Raw genomic sequence first — 15,631 nt, forward strand, 5'->3', positions numbered from 1 at the left:
GATGAAGAAATTAATCTCAATGATACCTGTAAGAATACTGCCTGCACTGGCACTGTTATGTATGTTCGCGGCTTCATGCCATGACGATTTTATGCCGCAGACAGAAGGGGGAGGAAGCCCTTTGGAAGTGGTGGAGGGTATAGAGGGAGAACTCACCTTGTCCATCGCACCCGACACTTACAGCAGTGTGGAAGTAAATGCTCGTGCCTCATCCGACGAGGCTTCCGACCAGCACATTCACTCGCTGTATCTGTTTGTGATAGACCGCAAGAACCCTGACGGAAGTGTTCCTCCCGAGCAATGTCCCGTCATAGCCAGAAAGTTTTTCTCGGATGTGATGCACAATTTGTCCGATATTACGGAGGGGGGACAAAAATATAAGGTAACGGAAATCACCATACCTGCCGTGAGCTGCCAGACGGCACAGCTTTATGCCATTGCCAATCTGGGCTACTCCAACATGCAGGGAGTGGAAAACGAGGCAGACATGATAGAGATGTGCGATACGGTAACGTCACTCTACTATCTGCGCGACGTGGTGGCTCGTCTGAAAGTGAACGACAAACAGGAGGTGAACGTGGAGCGTATGCAGGGACACCACCTTATGAGCGGATTTTTCCGTACTGCGGACTTGTACAACTTTATGGACGAGCCTACCGAGTTTCCTTTCGTCACCATGAAGGCAGAAGCCAATGACAAGCTTACCCTGTATGATGCAAAGACAAGTGAACCTTACCGCCTGATGGGGCATGAAAACGAGAAAGGAAAAGCGGCGGGACTTTTCGTAAACCGTCTGGACACCAAGGTGACCGTAAAGATACAGTCGGCGGGAACACTGGCTTCTACCGATGGGGCGTATTTCCGTCTTACCTCGTGGCAGGTCTTCAATCTGCCGAGACAGCAGTATCCGCTGTGGAGCTTCAAGGCAAGGGAGTGGCATGTGCCGGATAAGATGCTTGGCAACAGCAAGGAGTTCAAACGAGACCTGACCGAATCAGACGGGGGAGGATGGGAGTTTACCTACTATCAGTTCGAGAACTATCAGGCAAAATCCCGACCGGCAGGCCAAAGAAAAGGTGCTGCGGTGCTGGATGCGGAGGCCATTGCCGCACAATATAACAAGGAATATGGACTGAAAAACGGAGAGGCTGTGACGGCACAGGAGGTTACGGACTCGTTCGCAGTAAAATATCCCAATAAGTTCTCCTCCTTTGCATACGGTATGCGAGAGCTGAAAGGCAAGAGTTATGCGCATGGGGATGACAAGGATGAGCCATACGACCCGGAACATCCCGGACAGGACAACGACACCCTGACCGTGATTAACGGTGACTTTGCCAATGCGCCCGACGATGCCACTTACGTGAAGATTAAAGGATATTACTACAATCCGCAAGAGCCGGAGAAACGCATCAAGGATGACCCTCATAGCATGATATACGATAAGTCTCACCCGATAGACCAATATCCCTACTGGGGTGAGGGACAGGTACCTGTGGCAACACCGGAGGAAGCACATAAGACAACCCGTGCGGCATGGGTTATATATTATGTCCACTTGGGATATGTGGGAGGAGGAAATCTCAACCTTACCGACGCCCCTTGTCCAAAGGGTGACGAACTGAAGGATTTCGACAAGTTCAAGAACAAACTGAATGACTACAACGTGATACGAAACCATCACTACACCTACACGCTGAAAGTGGCAGGGGCGGAAAACATCAAGTTGGAGGCTACGCGCGAGGACGGAGGAAACATATACGAACAGGAAAACCAGCCCGGTGCGGAAGGGCAGGTGGTAGACTCAAGACATTTATATGACCTCGACTCTCATTTTACCGCTGTAAACTATACGGTGGATTTCACCGCCATGCCTTTCGACCTCGACAAAGGTTTTGGATTTGCCATTTCCACTCCTTTTCAGGAAAAGAGAGTGGCGCTGAAGAGAGGACCGGACGGAGAATACGGATTGTTCGACAAGGACGGAAACGAAATGACTTCCATACGAGGATGGGACATGGACTGGATTCACTTTGCATGGCACGGAGACTTGAACAATCCTTCGCAATCGATGATAGACCCTGTGACGGGAAACGGTGTGGAATACTCGGACACATACGGAGGATACGAAAATCAGCAGACATACAGAACAGACAAAATAACCCTTACGCAAGATAAGGATGCCACTCACAAGCACTATCTGCTCAACTGCTATGAGTTTGCCAAACTGGTGTGGAGGTCTTTTGCCGACTGGAAAGCAAGCGGACAGCCGAAAGAGAATAGCAGCATGACGTTCACCATTTTCGTGGATGAATATTACTACGACTTCAATCCGGTTACGAACGCACAGCTCAACTGGAAGGATTTCTGCAACAAGGACAGACGCAAGCTCTTTTTCTTTATGGATGTGGACGAGATTAGTGCCGACCAACAGAGCTGGTACACCAATTCGCATTTGGTAGTCATGCAGTCGTCCATACAGACACACTATGCCACCGACAACTACGGAGGGCAGGTGATAGCAAACGTGGCATACGGGATAGAGCGTGTGGACGAGTTCCGTGCGCAATACAAGAGCGACAAGCCGAACAACTACACCAACGACCAGTACTTCGAGGCTGACAAGACATCGATGGTGAACGGTCTGTACAACACGATGCTGTGGTACAACAAATATAAAGACAGTCCGAATCGTGTTATAGACTGGGAAACGGCGGCAGACTATTTCACCGCAAAATGTTACGACCAGTACCCCACATACGAAGTCATAGAAAACGACAACGGTATAGACGGCAACAGGAAGAACCGCAGAGGGCAGTGGGCTGTATATACCCGCAACAGAGACCTCAACCGCAACGGGAAACTGGACCCGGAAGAGATACGCTGGTTCGTGCCCGCCATTGACCAATATACCTATTGCTTTCTCGGAGGCCGTCCGGTGTTCGACTCTCCATTGTTCGAAAAGCATATTGCCGTGGAATACAAAGGCACTGAAAGTTGGCTGAAAGGAGTGGACATCGTACACTTTATGAGCAGCACCGGCACTGCCGGCAAAGCAAACACTTTCTGGGCGGAAGAGGGCTGTACCAAAGGAAAATACGGAGGCGGAAACGCACAGCAATATTACGGTATACGTATGGCGAGAATGCTCAGTATGCATGGAGCGGAAAGTTCGGGAGCCGCATTTACAGGCGACAAGATGACGGAGAACACCCTTCTTCAAGACGACCTGTTTGTAATATCGCATACCCGGAACGGCGAGCCTGTACCCAGAGAGCAGCGCGTGGATGGCAAGACCTATTATGTGCGACTGGACAAGATGAACATGGATGCCTTCAGAGAGCCTTTGAGCATTGGTGAACTTACGGCTCACACCCATGAGGAGAAGCAGAACTGGCTGTACCGCGAATTCCGCATTGCCAAAAACAAGGTGGGATATAACTCGTACACCAACCCGAGCAATTATGACAGAAACCCTAAAATAGACGGGATTCCGCGTACATGGTATCAGATGAGCGGACAATGGTCGCCCGACAAGTTCAAGCCGAACTCCGATCTTTATTACAGAGGTGCGGAGGAAAGTCTTGCCTACCTGTACAGAGAGGATAACGACGGTTCCGACCTCCATCACTGGCGTATCCCCAACTTGAGGGAAGCAGCCATACTCACTATGGCATTCCCTAACTCATGGTTCTTCGGCAGTGATACTAACCATGGCAGCAGAGCGATAGTGGCGGGAACCACCTGCGGCAATCTTGGTTCCGGTTCTACCGACTATCCGGTATGGATACTCCGCGAAAACACTATCTACCGTATGCCCGGAACCGATTCGGGCGCCGACGGCGGAACCTTGTTTTATGTGCGCGGTGTGCAGGATGTAAAATAATTTCCTGTATCTCAATGAAGGTGTGTCAAAATGCATGCATTCTTCATTGTAATTGTGAAAAAATCGTGTCTTTTTATAAATTTCAGCAGGGTTTTCCACATCAATTTATGCGTGCTGTAATACAGGCCGTTGTCACATTCGTCAATCATCACAATGTTATAATCTTCATTGGCGATGGAGGAGATAATTGTACCTATCATTATCCACAAACATAGAGGAGTCTTGTGTGTGATGAATAATAGCCTGTGGGGAATTCGGGAAAAAGGTGCCGTTGACAAGCCACGTTTTTTGAAGTTTGCTCAAAAATGCGCCTACTGCTGGTGATTAAACAAGCATTATGAACATCTTTCAGATTACCGTGCACCGGAATTTACTTCCAATACTTCAGAGTTTCATGTAACGCTTTGGAATTTGAATTTTGAGGATGAAGTTATTGGGGAAATTGCATCTATTGGTAGTCCTTTGATCGGATATAATATGTAGTTCTCATTTGCTCGTTAATAATCTCTCTTCTCCACGAACCCTATCGGCATATCCACATGTGCGCAGCCCAGCATATCCAGCCGGATGGCCACCTTGCTTTTCCCGTTAAGGGTGACTAACTCGCCTTCCAGGCCTGCCAGCGGGCCTTTTATCACTTTTACCGCATCTCCCTGTGCCAACGGGGTGCTGCATATCTCCACCACTTCCGGACTGTAGTCCAGCATGAACCGGAAGCGTTCCATCTGTTCTTCGGGAATGATGGCGGGGGTGCTTTCACCACGCAATACCATATAGCGGCTGACCGCCTGCAGGGTAAGGGGCAAAGGACGTTCCTGGGGGCTGACGTGCACAAATATCATCATCGGAATGACCAGACGCTCTACCTTCTTGCGGCGGTCGCTCCATTGATGGATCTCGTTTTGCACAGGCAGGTAGCACTCTATGCCCATGGCGGTGAGCCGTTGGGCAGTCTTCTTTTCGAGGCAAGACTGTACATAGGCTACCAGCCATTGGCGGGGAGAAGGCGATTTACTGTTTATATTCGTGGTATTCGGCATATTCCTAAGATTTTAAAAATGTGTCCGGCAACAACGCTTTGTTGCCGGTACACATTGCAAACAAACAAAATAAGACCGGATACAAAGGACAGCGATGCACTTTGTATGGGGTTCCGGACTTATGGGGAAATATCATAGGGTCATTGCTTTCCGGCTTCACTTCCGTAACCATATCCATAGCCGTATTTCTTGCCATAGCCGTAGTATCTTCCGTATTTGCCGTAGCCATAATAATAGCCGTACTTTTTCTTCTTCATGTCGAGCCCGTTGATGACTGTGCACAAATTGGGGAGACGCTTGCGTTCCTGCAGTTCGTTGATGAGTTGGTAGTCATTCTTGTGAGTGTAGTCGGCACGGCATACGTAGATGCTGGCGTCCGCTACGCGGGCGATGATTTGGGTGTCGGTCACCATGCCGATGGGGGCGGTGTCCATGACAATGTAGTCATATTCTTTACGAAGCGTACGGATGGCGTCTTCCAGTGCCTGGCGTGCCAGCAACTCTGTAGGGTTGGGCGGAATGACGCCACCGAACAGGAGGCTGAGATTCGGGGTGACGTTGGAAGGCTGTATCAAGGTGTGCAGGTCGGTGCTTTGGGGGGAGGCAAGGTATTGGGTGATGCCCTTTTCCTTGTGCGAAATTTGGAATACCTTGTTCAGTCCCGGTTTGCGGATGTCCAGTCCGATCAGTATGACTTTCTTGCCCAGCAAGGCAAGGCTGACGGCGAGGTTGGAGGCGATGAACGTTTTTCCTTCGCCGCTCATGGTAGAGGTGACAAGGATGACTTTCTTCTCGGGATCTCCCATCATGAAGAGCAGGCTGGTACGTAGGCTGCGGAAAGTTTCCGCCATGATGTCGTTGTCGTTTTCGCGTACGGCAATGGCGTGGGCGTGGCTTTCCGGCTGTTCGGTCAGCGGCACGTCGCCGATGATGGGGACACTGGTCAGCCGTTCTACATCGGAGCGTCCTTCGATACGGAAGCTGAGGAGATTCAATATGTAGATGACGGCTACGGGGATGCCGAAGCCGAGAATCAGAGCGATCATGTAGATTGTCCTGCTTTTGGGAGATACGGGAAATCCGTCGGCAAGGGCGTCGTCAATGATTTTGGCATTGTTGGCGGTAGCGGCGAGGGTGATGTTGTTTTCCTCGCGTTTCTGTAACAGCATCAGGTACAGTCCCGCCTTGATTTCCTGCTGGCGCTGGATGCTGACAAACTGACGTTCCTGTGCGGGGGCGTTGCTGACGCGTCCGGCAAACTTGTCCGCCTGCCGGTCGAGGTCGGCTTTGGTGATGAGCAGGCCTTTGTGTACGCTGGCAATGGCGGTATTCAGGTTGGTGCGCATGTCTTGTATGTTACTGTCCAGCTTCCGGATGACGGGATTGCTTTCCGATGAAGAACGGAGCAGGCGGTTGCGTTCCAGGATCAGCATGTTGTACTGGTTGATTAATCCGGTGAGGGCAGCGTCGTTGAGGCCGACATTGGCGGGCAAGACGGACGTGTTGTCCGCTTTCTTCAGGTAGTCGGTCAGATATTCTACCAGGTTGAGTTGGGTGCCGTTCTCTACGCAGCGCTTTTCATATTCGGATTTTTCGCTGACGGCAAGCTGGGCGTCGCTGCTGAGGTCGGTCAGTCCGGCGCTGCGCTTGAAGCTTTCCAGTTCCTGCTCTGTGGTACCCAATTCTTGGTTGATGACGGCAATGCGCTCGTCTATGAAACGCGCGGTGTTTTGGGCTACTTCGTTCTTGTCGTTGTTGGCGTCGCGGTTGTACATCTCTATCAGTTTGTTGATAAAGTCCTCGCCGCGCTTCCGGTTGGTGTTCTTCAGAGAGACGGCGGCTACGGAGGTGGTCTTGCTGGTAGGCTCTATGGAGAGTGCGCTGACGTAGCCTTTGGCCACTCCGAGGGGTTTTACGATAGTGACATTGATTGTTTCGTTTTCTTTGGAGGCCTGTTCCGGGTTGGGCAGGAAGGTCAAAGTTCCGGCCTCACTGGGAAAGACGGCGGGCAGCCGGTCGAAATGCTTGCTGAAATCCTTGTCGTTGATGTTGGCGTTGACGTCCAATTTACCGTCGGGAAGCAGGTTGATTGTGAGCAGGATAGGGGCGCTCAGATGTTCGGCGTCTTCGGGCGAGAATTGGACAAGTACAGGAGAGTTACCGTATAACTCGACATGGTGAAAACTGCCTTTGGCTGAATAGTTGATATAGAGTCCCAACTCTTTGACTACTTTCTTTACCAGAGACTTGCTGCGGAGTATTTCAATCTCGTTGTCGATGTTCTTGTTGGTGTTGATGATTCCCATGCCTTCGAAAACACTGAGGTCGCTGCCGGCACTGCCGCCTTTCTTGTCATCCTTGATGATGATGGAGGCGCTGATGTTATATATCGGAGTGGTATATTGCAGGTAGAGCCAGGCGCAGGCGAGGCATACGATGACGGAAGCGACAAACCAGGGCCAGCGTATGATGTATTTGAAAAGGACGGCCTGGTAATCCGTCTTTTCTTCTTTTTCTTCGAATAAGTCGTCGTAGATGTCTTCTTTCATAATCAGGGTTGTTTCTTATTTGGTGATGGCGATGATAAGGCTTGCCAAAGACACTAAAGAGCCTACTACAGAGAACCAGATGGTGGTGCTGGTGCTGATGTTGGAGGTTTTGGCCTTGGTCTTGTTGGGAGTGACATACACAATGTCGTTCTGTTGCAGGTAGTAGTAGGGAGATTGCAATATATCCGTGTCGTTTAGGTTGAGCGTGATGATTTCCCTTTTGCCGGCATTGTCTTCACGGATAAGCTTGACATTGTCGCGGATGCCGTAGATGGTCATGTCTCCTGCCATGGCAAGGGCTTCGAACAGGTTGACTTTCTCGTTGGAGATGGTGAAGGTGCCGGGGCTCGCCACTTCTCCGATGACTGAAATCTTGTAGTTGACCATCCGGACGGTAACGATGGGTGCCCTGTGGAACTGGGGGGCGAGTTTGTCTTTGACCAACTGTTCGGCTTCACCTTTGGTCAGTCCTCCCAAATGTATGGTTCCTAAAACCGGGAAATCGATGTTGCCCTGGTTGTCAACCAGGTATTGTTGTAGTGCAGGTTGTGAAGTCAATGATTTGTTGCCGGTATTGCTGACAGGGGTAGATACGGTCAGGTTGAACGGTTCTGCCAATTCCGGCTCTTCCGGGCAACTGACTACGATGGTCAACAGGTCCTTGGGCATGATACGGGCATCATAGAGGGACGTTGTTTCATGGTGTTCTGTGGAGATGACCGGGTTGTCCTGCAAGTAGGGTACCTTCTTGTAGGACTGGCAGCTTGCAAGCATGGCTGTCGCCAGCAGGATAATGATACTTCTCTTTTTCATTTATGTGTATTTTTACAGTTTTGCATGGGATATGGAATTCGTATGTACAGGGGGCTAATATGCCTCTTTCTCTCCTTGTATGGCGTTCTTTACCGTCTTGTAGATGATATACATGTCGAGCAGGAAGGTCCAGTGCTCCAGATACCAGACGTCGCGCTGTACACGGCCCTCCATTTGCCAGAGCTCTTTGGTCTCGCCCCGGAAGCCGGTAACCTGCGCCCATCCCGTGACTCCCGGTTTTACGAGGTGCCTTACCATGTATTGGTCTATCAGCTTGGAGTATTCCTCGGTATGCTTCAGCATGTGGGGGCGTGGACCTACCACGGACATCTGCCCCAAGAAAACGTTGATGAACTGGGGCAGTTCGTCGATGCTGGTCTTGCGGAGGAAGTTGCCCAACCGTGTCTTACGGGGATCGTGTGCGGTTGCCTGTATTTTGTCGCTGTCTTTGTTGACACGCATGGAACGGAACTTGTAGCACCAGAACTCCCTGCCGTTTTCTCCACTCCGCTTTTGCTTGAAGAAGATGGGGCCGGGGGAGGTAACCTTGATGGCGGTGCCTATTATCAGATAGACAAAGGGAAACAGGGTGCAAAGGAAGAGTCCCGAGAAGATAAGGTCGAATAACCTTTTTATCAGGCGGTTCTCTACCTGTGCCAGCGGTTCTTCGCGGATGCAGAGCACGGGTACATTGCCGAACATCTTGAAGTGCATGCGGCGATGCAGGTAGTTGCGGATATTGGGTACGCTGAAAAAGCGTATCATGTGGTTTTCGCAAAAGTTAATGATGGGGATGATTTCGTGGTCGCGCGCTGACGGGAGGCAGCAATAGACCTGCTCTGTAGGGTGCGTCTGCAGGTACGGAACGACTTCCGCGGGTTTTCCTAAATAAGAAACGTTGTCAGAAAAAAGTTCGGTTGGAAGGTCGGCGAAATAACCTATGACGCGAAATCCGGTGGTAGGGTCTCCTGCCATTTCCCGGTAGAGTTCGGCCATATTGTTGTTGCTGCCGACCAATATGACCGAGCGGGAATTGCCGCCATGCTTGCGGTATTCCTTTAGTATATGTCTGAATGTGAGTCGATAGGTTGCGAGGGTGATAAAGAAAATGCAATAAAAACAAACGAAGAAACGGACGGAGACGGCTCCTATATCCGCTAGGGTGATTAAGCTGATGAATACGAGGGCGTGCAGGCTGGTATTGCGCATCGCACGGCGTACGATGCGTTCGGGGCGCACGATGCGTTCGTGAAGGATGACACCACCGGAATAATTGCATAGCAGGTAAACCAAATTCAGCAATACCAAAAGCTGGGGCAATGAATGGATAAATCCATTGCCCAGTGTTTGGTCACTGAATACATGATATAGCGAGATGAAAATAAGATTTAACAGGCACAAGTCACCGGCTATGATGACAGACTTAATGATCTTGTTGAAACGAAGAACTTGTTTCATGCTGAAATGGTATTTTCAGTCAACTCCTTGTCCTTTTCTGAAAAAAGAAACGAGAAGGCGGCTGTGTTCACTTTGTTTGTTTAATCATTCTCTTACTTACAAGGTAATGGAAAAAAATCATTCCCTTACTTACAAGGTAAGAGAATGATAACAAACTGTCATAAGTTATCTCAATGCATATTCAAGACGTATTTATACAGATAATAGAGGTGATTGTAACAAAAGAAAAAAATACTTCGTTTCTTAAAAGTACAGCTATGTCAACATGCGTTTTCACTCTTTTAAAATGTAAGTATAAATAACTACATAAATATATTGTACAATATACACATAGCCATTTTCCAATATGGTATATGCTTTGAAAATTAATCGTAATTATTGTGAAGTAGTTATATTTTTTTATACCTTTGCTGCCGGGAAAATAGATTCTCTTACCTTGTAAGTAAGAGAATGATAATTCGTAGTGGAAGTAAGTTTTATTTTGTGTAAATACTTTACAATTATTTTTTTCTTCTTTTTTTGTTTTTATCAGAATGAATCGTTGCAATTACTTTCCTGTTGGCTTTACTCATTGCATTGTTATTAAAGGAGGCGAGATAAACATGGGTAACTTTTTCCGAAGTGTGGCCTAAACTTTCGCTGATGAGGGAAATTGCCACTCCTTCTTCTTTGGCCGTCGTGGCCCAACTGTGCCGGGCGACATATGACGTCAGTGGGGTATTCATGCCGATCATTTTGGACAGGCGGTGTAAATGTTCGTTGTAAAGCCGTAAAGCGCTTTTATACTGCTTGTATCCTTTTTCTCCCGAGAAAGACAGGATGGGCAGCAGGTAGGGGGAGTCTTCGGCTCTCTTTTGGTATTTGCGCAATATTTGCCCGGCATAGGGTTCGATATAGACAGAAAGTTGTTGGCGCGTCTTTTGGCGATAGTAATGGATGGTGTTGTACTTGACATCGGTCTTGCGCAGATGGGCGAGATCGACGAAAGGTATTCCCCGGAGATAAAAGCTCAGCAGGAAAATATCACGGCTGAAACACAATGCAGGCCGGTTGTCTAGATCGAGTTGCGCCAGTTTGCGGATAATGGCGGGAGGGACGGCACGCTTGACGGTAGGTTCGTAACCGGTGAATACAAACTCGAACAGTTCTTCCACCGATACCTTGAAGGGAATGCCTTGCTCGGCTGCCTGGTAGGATATGGAACGGAGCATGCGCATATAGGCGGATATGGTGTTATGGCGGCGGCCCTCGGTCAACAGGTATTCTTCATACTTCTTGATGAATCCGGGGGTGAGGGCGTCGAAGGTAAGTTCGTCATTTTGGGCGAAACGGATAAAACTGTTGATGGTGCTGGTGTAAATGCCGGCGGTACTGTAGCGTCCGGTCTGTTTGGCCTCTGTTATCAGAGAATATGCGTAAGTATATATAGTCTTCATAATCTGATTTTTAATGAATTAGTATTGCATAACAAGCCTGCCGGTGAAATGTTTTCACCGGAATGACGATCTATTGGGATTATGAAGCTTCGGGCAGACAGGGATGCTACAGTATGCCCGAACGCACCCGGCTCAATGTTTCCGGGGTCATCAGTAAATAGGACGCGATGTGTGACAGAGGTGCCCGCTTGATAACTTCCGGTTGATGCTCCATAAGTTGATTGTAGCGTTCGCGTGCCGTTTCAAACCTCCAGGAATCTGCTTTGATTTGTGAAACGATGAGTGAATATTCCAGTATTTTGCGATAAAACATGTTTATTTCCCATGATATTTCAGTAAGAGTCAGCAGCTTGTTGTAGGGCAACAGATAAACGACGCTGGGTTCCAGCGCCTCGATCATGAGGTGGGTGGGCTCTTGTTTCAGGGTGCTTTCAATACAGATGACGATGCAGCCTTCGTATGAAAAATGTTCGGTTACATCTTTGCCGTTTTTATAATAGAATTGGCGTAACATTCCCTTACCGACAAAGACAATATGATGACTGACTTGTCCCTCGTTGAGGAGCAAGTCTCCTTTTTCCACTTCTTTGCGAATGAGTATTTCCTCTATCAGCTTTCTGCCTTCAAGAGCCATACCCGGATAGCGTGAATTGACGACAGCATTTACGGTTTCTTTCAATAATGCATCCATAATGCCAAATTTGTTCGTTTTGCTTGGCAAAGGTACTAAAAAAAGTGTATTTTTGCCATTTTGTTGAAGGAATAATGAAATGAATCTACCAGATACTTATATACAGGGTTTAGTGGATGGCTTGGCACATAGCCATTTGAGTTTTGCCTTGTACCGCTTGCCGTGGACTGACGAATGTCGTTTTGTCCTGCAGGCGTCGGGTGAGGTGGAACGGCCTGAAAATATCGAAAGCCTGAACGGGAAAAAAGGATTTGTGATGGCTCCTTTCCGGCAGTCCGGCGAGCATCCTTTGGTGCTGGTCCGTCCGGAGGTGACTGCCTGCGGTTGGGATGAAATAGGCAAGGCGCTCTCTTTACCGGAATGTACGGATGCCATACGGGCGCACCGTTATATGCAAAGGCGACCTTTGCCCGGGTTACCGGAAGAAACCGGTAAAAGGAAATATGCGGAAGCTTTTGAGCGTTTTATCACTCCGTTGCGGGAGAAACGCTTTCAGAAACTGGTTCTGTCGCGTGCGGATACGCAGGCTGTCAGCGACGGGTTCTCACCGTTGGATGCATTTGTCCGCGCCTGTAACAGCTATCCGCGTATGATGATTTATTTATGCCATACTCCCGTGTCCGGTACCTGGATGGGGAGCACTCCGGAAATATTGCTGAGCGGCTATGGCAGTGAATGGCACACGGTGGCGTTGGCGGGCACCATGCCGATGAAGGAGGAGGTAATGCCGACGGAATGGGACAGCAAGAACAGGGAGGAACAGGGTTGTGTGGCCGATTATATCCGCCGGATTGTCGGGAGATTCGGAGACGGGATGACAGAGCAAGGTCCATATACAGCCCGTGCCGGTCAATTGGTGCATCTCAAGACGGATTTCTCTTTCCTGCTGAAGGATACCGGCGGACTGGGGAACCTGTTGCAGGAACTGCATCCCACTCCCGCCGTATGCGGATTGCCGAAGGAAGAGGCTTTCCGGTTCATACAGGATAACGAAGGCTACGACCGCAGCTATTACTCCGGTTTCATAGGCTGGCTGGATCCCGAAGGGCATACGGACCTTTACGTCAATCTGCGCTGCATGGAGATAGGCTCCGGCAGAGCAACCCTATATGCCGGAGGAGGAATCCTGCCCCGTTCGGAAGTGGGGCCGGAATGGGAAGAGACGGGAGAGAAGATGAAGACGATGAGAAGAATAATTCAAAATTCATAATTCAAAATTAATTATCTCCAATGTATTATTCGAATAAGAAAAATGTACTTCAGCTGGTCGCACTGCTCAAAGCGCATGGTGTGAGGAAAGTGGTGCTTTGTCCGGGTAGCCGCAATGCGGCTATCGTGCATACATTGGCCAATGTGGAGGATTTTATCTGCTATCCGGTGACGGATGAACGGAGTGCCGGATTCTTTGCCATTGGCTTGTCCTTGCAGGGCGGTGGACCTGTGGCGGTTTGCTGTACTTCAGGTTCGGCGCTGCTGAACCTGCATCCCGCCGTGGCGGAGGCTTTCTACCAGCAAGTTCCGCTGATTGTTATTTCCGCCGATCGTCCGGCTGCCTGGATAGGGCAGATGGACGGGCAGACATTGCCACAGCCGGGGGTGTTCGGTTCGTTGGTCAAGTTGTCGGTCAACCTGCCGGAGGTACAGACGGAGGAAGAGGAGTGGTTCTGCAACCGGCTGATAAACGAGGCGATACTGGAGACGACGCATCATGGAAAAGGACCTGTGCATATCAATGTGCCGATATCCGAACCTATCTACCGTTTCACGGCCAAGGCATTGCCCGAGGTGCGCGTCATTACCCGCTATCAGGGTCTGAGTGTTTATGACCGCGACTACAATGGGTTGATAGAGCGTCTGAACAAGTATAACAAGCGCATGGTGGTGGTGGGACAGATGAATCTGATTTATCTGTTCGAGAAGAAATATACGAAACCGCTATACAAGCATTTTACATGGTTGACGGAACATCTGGGTAACCGGACGGTTCCGGGCATTCCCATCAAGAATTTCGATGCTGCGGTGTATGCCATGACTCCCGAACGGCAGGACGAGCTGGCGCCCGAAATACTGATTACGTATGGCGGGCATATCGTGTCCAAGCAGTTGAAGAAATATCTGCGTAACCACCCGCCCCGTGAACACTGGCACATTGCCGCCGACGGGAAAATAGCCGATTTGTACGGTTGCCTGACTACGGTCATCGAGATGGATCCCTTTGAATTCCTGGAAAAGATAGCTTTCCTGCTGGACAACAGGCCCATCAGCTATCCGCTGATGTGGGAAAATTACTGCAAGACCATTCCGGAGCCGGAACTTCCTTATTCGGAGATGGCTGTCATCGGGAAACTGATCCGGACGTTGCCGCAACCGTCTGCCTTGCATCTGGCCAATAGCTCGACCGTGCGGTATGCACAGTTGTTTGCGGTTTCACCGGATGTGGAGGTCTGTTGCAACCGCGGGGTGAACGGGATAGAAGGGTCGCTCTCTACAGCCATCGGCTATGCAGCCGCCTCGGATAAACTGAACTTTATCGTCATAGGTGACTTGAGCTTCTTCTATGACATGAATGCGCTCTGGAACCGGAATTACAGTGCCAATATCCGCATCCTGTTACTGAACAACGAGGGCGGTGAGATATTCCATACCTTGCCGGGCATGGATGGGGCAAGCCGTTCACGCGAGTTTATCACTGCCGAACACCGGACTACCGCCAAAGGATGGGCGGAAGAACGAGGCTTCATCTATAGGAAGGTGACGGAGGAAGGGGAGCTGGAAGAGGCGATGAAGGATTTTACTGCCTCCGGGGCTGCCCCGAAGCCTATGATACTGGAGGTATTTACGGACAAGGAAAAGGATACTGCCCTGCTGAGGGAGTATTATCATAGCCTCACATAAGTGATACAACAAATTAATTAAATTAAAAATGAAAACAAGAGAATGGACAACCCTCAAGGAGTATCAGGATATACTGTTTGACTTTTATAACGGGATTGCGAAAATCACGATTAACCGTCCGCGTTACCGTAATGCCTTTACGCCGACCACCACATCGGAAATCAGTGATGCGCTGTATTACTGCCGCGAGTGCCAGGACATCAATGTCGTGGTGTTGACGGGCGCCGGTGACAAGGCTTTCTGTAGCGGAGGCGACATGCACGTGAAAGGGCATGGAGGTTACATTGGGACGGACGGTGTGCCCCGTCTGAATGTGCTGGATGTGCAGAAGCAGATCCGTTCGTTGCCGAAGCCCGTCATCGCTATGGTGAACGGATATGCCATAGGCGGCGGCCATGTGCTTCATGTGGTGTGCGACTTGACCATCGCTTCGGAGAATGCCATTTTCGGGCAGACCGGTCCTAAGGTGGGAAGTTTTGATGCCGGATTCGGCTCTTCTTACCTGGCACGTATTGTAGGACAGAAGAAAGCACGTGAAATCTGGTTCCTCTGCCGCCAGTATTCGGCACAGGAAGCATTGGAGATGGGGCTGGTCAATACGGTGGTGCCTTTGGAGCGTCTGGAGGACGAGACCGTGGAATGGGCTGAAAAGATGATGGAACACAGTCCGCTGGCCCTTCGTATGATTAAGGCCGGACTGAATGCCGAACTGGACGGCCAGGCGGGGATACAGGAACTTGCCGGAGACGCCACCATGCTTTATTATATGACGGAGGAAGCGCAGGAAGGCGGAAAGGCATTCCTGGAGAAGCGCAAGCCGAGATTCAAGGATTATCCTAAATTTCCATAAGCCCATGGGGTTT

10 protein-coding genes are annotated in these 15,631 nt (G+C 49.8%); 4 read left to right on the forward strand and 6 right to left on the reverse strand.

Annotated elements, in window-relative coordinates; translation table 11 throughout:
• The first annotated feature begins 1 nt into the window (after position 1).
• Entirely contained in the window at positions 2-3,886 is a 3,885-nt protein-coding gene (locus HMPREF9446_RS13560) for a hypothetical protein (protein ID WP_009126274.1), read from the forward strand.
• A 497-nt stretch (positions 3,887-4,383) separates the two neighbouring features.
• Here the strand turns inward: HMPREF9446_RS13560 and HMPREF9446_RS13570 are convergent, their stop codons facing one another.
• From HMPREF9446_RS13570 to HMPREF9446_RS13595, 6 genes are all read right to left on the reverse strand, one after another.
• Positions 4,384-4,926 carry a UpxY family transcription antiterminator gene (locus HMPREF9446_RS13570; protein ID WP_009126277.1) on the reverse strand — a complete coding sequence of 181 codons (543 nt, stop codon included), beginning with the start codon at positions 4,924-4,926 and terminating at the stop codon, positions 4,384-4,386.
• 140 nt (positions 4,927-5,066) lie between these two features.
• Positions 5,067-7,475 carry a GumC family protein gene (locus HMPREF9446_RS13575; RefSeq protein WP_009126279.1) on the reverse strand — a complete coding sequence of 803 codons (2,409 nt, stop codon included), beginning with the start codon at positions 7,473-7,475 and terminating at the stop codon, positions 5,067-5,069.
• Positions 7,476-7,490: 15 nt separating this feature from the next.
• Entirely contained in the window at positions 7,491-8,288 is a 798-nt protein-coding gene (locus tag HMPREF9446_RS13580; RefSeq protein ID WP_009126280.1) for a polysaccharide biosynthesis/export family protein, read from the reverse strand.
• Positions 8,289-8,342: 54 nt separating this feature from the next.
• The gene (locus HMPREF9446_RS13585) at positions 8,343-9,746 is read right to left on the reverse strand and encodes an undecaprenyl-phosphate glucose phosphotransferase (protein WP_009126282.1); all 1,404 of its coding nucleotides are present in this window, start codon (positions 9,744-9,746) and stop codon (positions 8,343-8,345) included.
• Between the two features lie 500 nt (positions 9,747-10,246).
• Positions 10,247-11,182, reverse strand: a complete 936-nt coding sequence (locus HMPREF9446_RS13590; protein WP_039969620.1) for a tyrosine-type recombinase/integrase — start codon at positions 11,180-11,182, stop codon at positions 10,247-10,249.
• Between the two features lie 106 nt (positions 11,183-11,288).
• On the reverse strand, positions 11,289-11,873 hold the full coding sequence (locus HMPREF9446_RS13595; RefSeq protein ID WP_009126285.1) for a Crp/Fnr family transcriptional regulator: 585 nt from the start codon (positions 11,871-11,873) through the stop codon (positions 11,289-11,291).
• A 79-nt stretch (positions 11,874-11,952) separates the two neighbouring features.
• Here HMPREF9446_RS13595 and HMPREF9446_RS13600 point away from each other — a divergent pair, with 79 nt between their 5' ends.
• From HMPREF9446_RS13600 to menB, 3 genes are read left to right on the forward strand one after another with little or no spacing between them, the layout of a single operon-like run.
• Positions 11,953-13,083, forward strand: coding sequence for an isochorismate synthase (locus HMPREF9446_RS13600; RefSeq protein ID WP_009126286.1), 1,131 nt, complete (start codon positions 11,953-11,955; stop codon positions 13,081-13,083).
• 20 nt (positions 13,084-13,103) lie between these two features.
• A complete protein-coding gene (gene menD / locus HMPREF9446_RS13605; RefSeq protein WP_009126287.1) occupies positions 13,104-14,768 on the forward strand; it encodes a 2-succinyl-5-enolpyruvyl-6-hydroxy-3-cyclohexene-1-carboxylic-acid synthase in 1,665 nt (554 codons plus the stop codon).
• Positions 14,769-14,796: 28 nt separating this feature from the next.
• Entirely contained in the window at positions 14,797-15,618 is an 822-nt protein-coding gene (menB, locus tag HMPREF9446_RS13610) for a 1,4-dihydroxy-2-naphthoyl-CoA synthase (protein WP_009126288.1), read from the forward strand.
• The last annotated feature ends 13 nt before the right edge of the window (positions 15,619-15,631 follow it).

The organism is Bacteroides fluxus YIT 12057, assembly GCF_000195635.1.
Classification (GTDB): Bacteria; Bacteroidota; Bacteroidia; order Bacteroidales; family Bacteroidaceae; genus Bacteroides; species Bacteroides fluxus.

Bases quoted from the DNA above. Each gene is read 5' to 3' on its own strand.
- HMPREF9446_RS13560 (WP_009126274.1), top strand. From the start codon at position 2: ATGAAGAAATTAATCTCAATGATACCTGTAAGAATACTGCCTGCACTG.
- HMPREF9446_RS13585 (WP_009126282.1), bottom strand. From the start codon at position 9,746: ATGAAACAAGTTCTTCGTTTCAACAAGATCATTAAGTCTGTCATCATA.
- menD (WP_009126287.1), top strand. From the start codon at position 13,104: ATGTATTATTCGAATAAGAAAAATGTACTTCAGCTGGTCGCACTGCTC.
- HMPREF9446_RS13590 (WP_039969620.1), bottom strand. From the start codon at position 11,182: ATGAAGACTATATATACTTACGCATATTCTCTGATAACAGAGGCCAAA.
- HMPREF9446_RS13595 (WP_009126285.1), bottom strand. From the start codon at position 11,873: ATGGATGCATTATTGAAAGAAACCGTAAATGCTGTCGTCAATTCACGC.
- HMPREF9446_RS13575 (WP_009126279.1), bottom strand. From the start codon at position 7,475: ATGAAAGAAGACATCTACGACGACTTATTCGAAGAAAAAGAAGAAAAG.
- HMPREF9446_RS13570 (WP_009126277.1), bottom strand. From the start codon at position 4,926: ATGCCGAATACCACGAATATAAACAGTAAATCGCCTTCTCCCCGCCAA.
- menB (WP_009126288.1), top strand. From the start codon at position 14,797: ATGAAAACAAGAGAATGGACAACCCTCAAGGAGTATCAGGATATACTG.
- HMPREF9446_RS13580 (WP_009126280.1), bottom strand. From the start codon at position 8,288: ATGAAAAAGAGAAGTATCATTATCCTGCTGGCGACAGCCATGCTTGCA.
- HMPREF9446_RS13600 (WP_009126286.1), top strand. From the start codon at position 11,953: ATGAATCTACCAGATACTTATATACAGGGTTTAGTGGATGGCTTGGCA.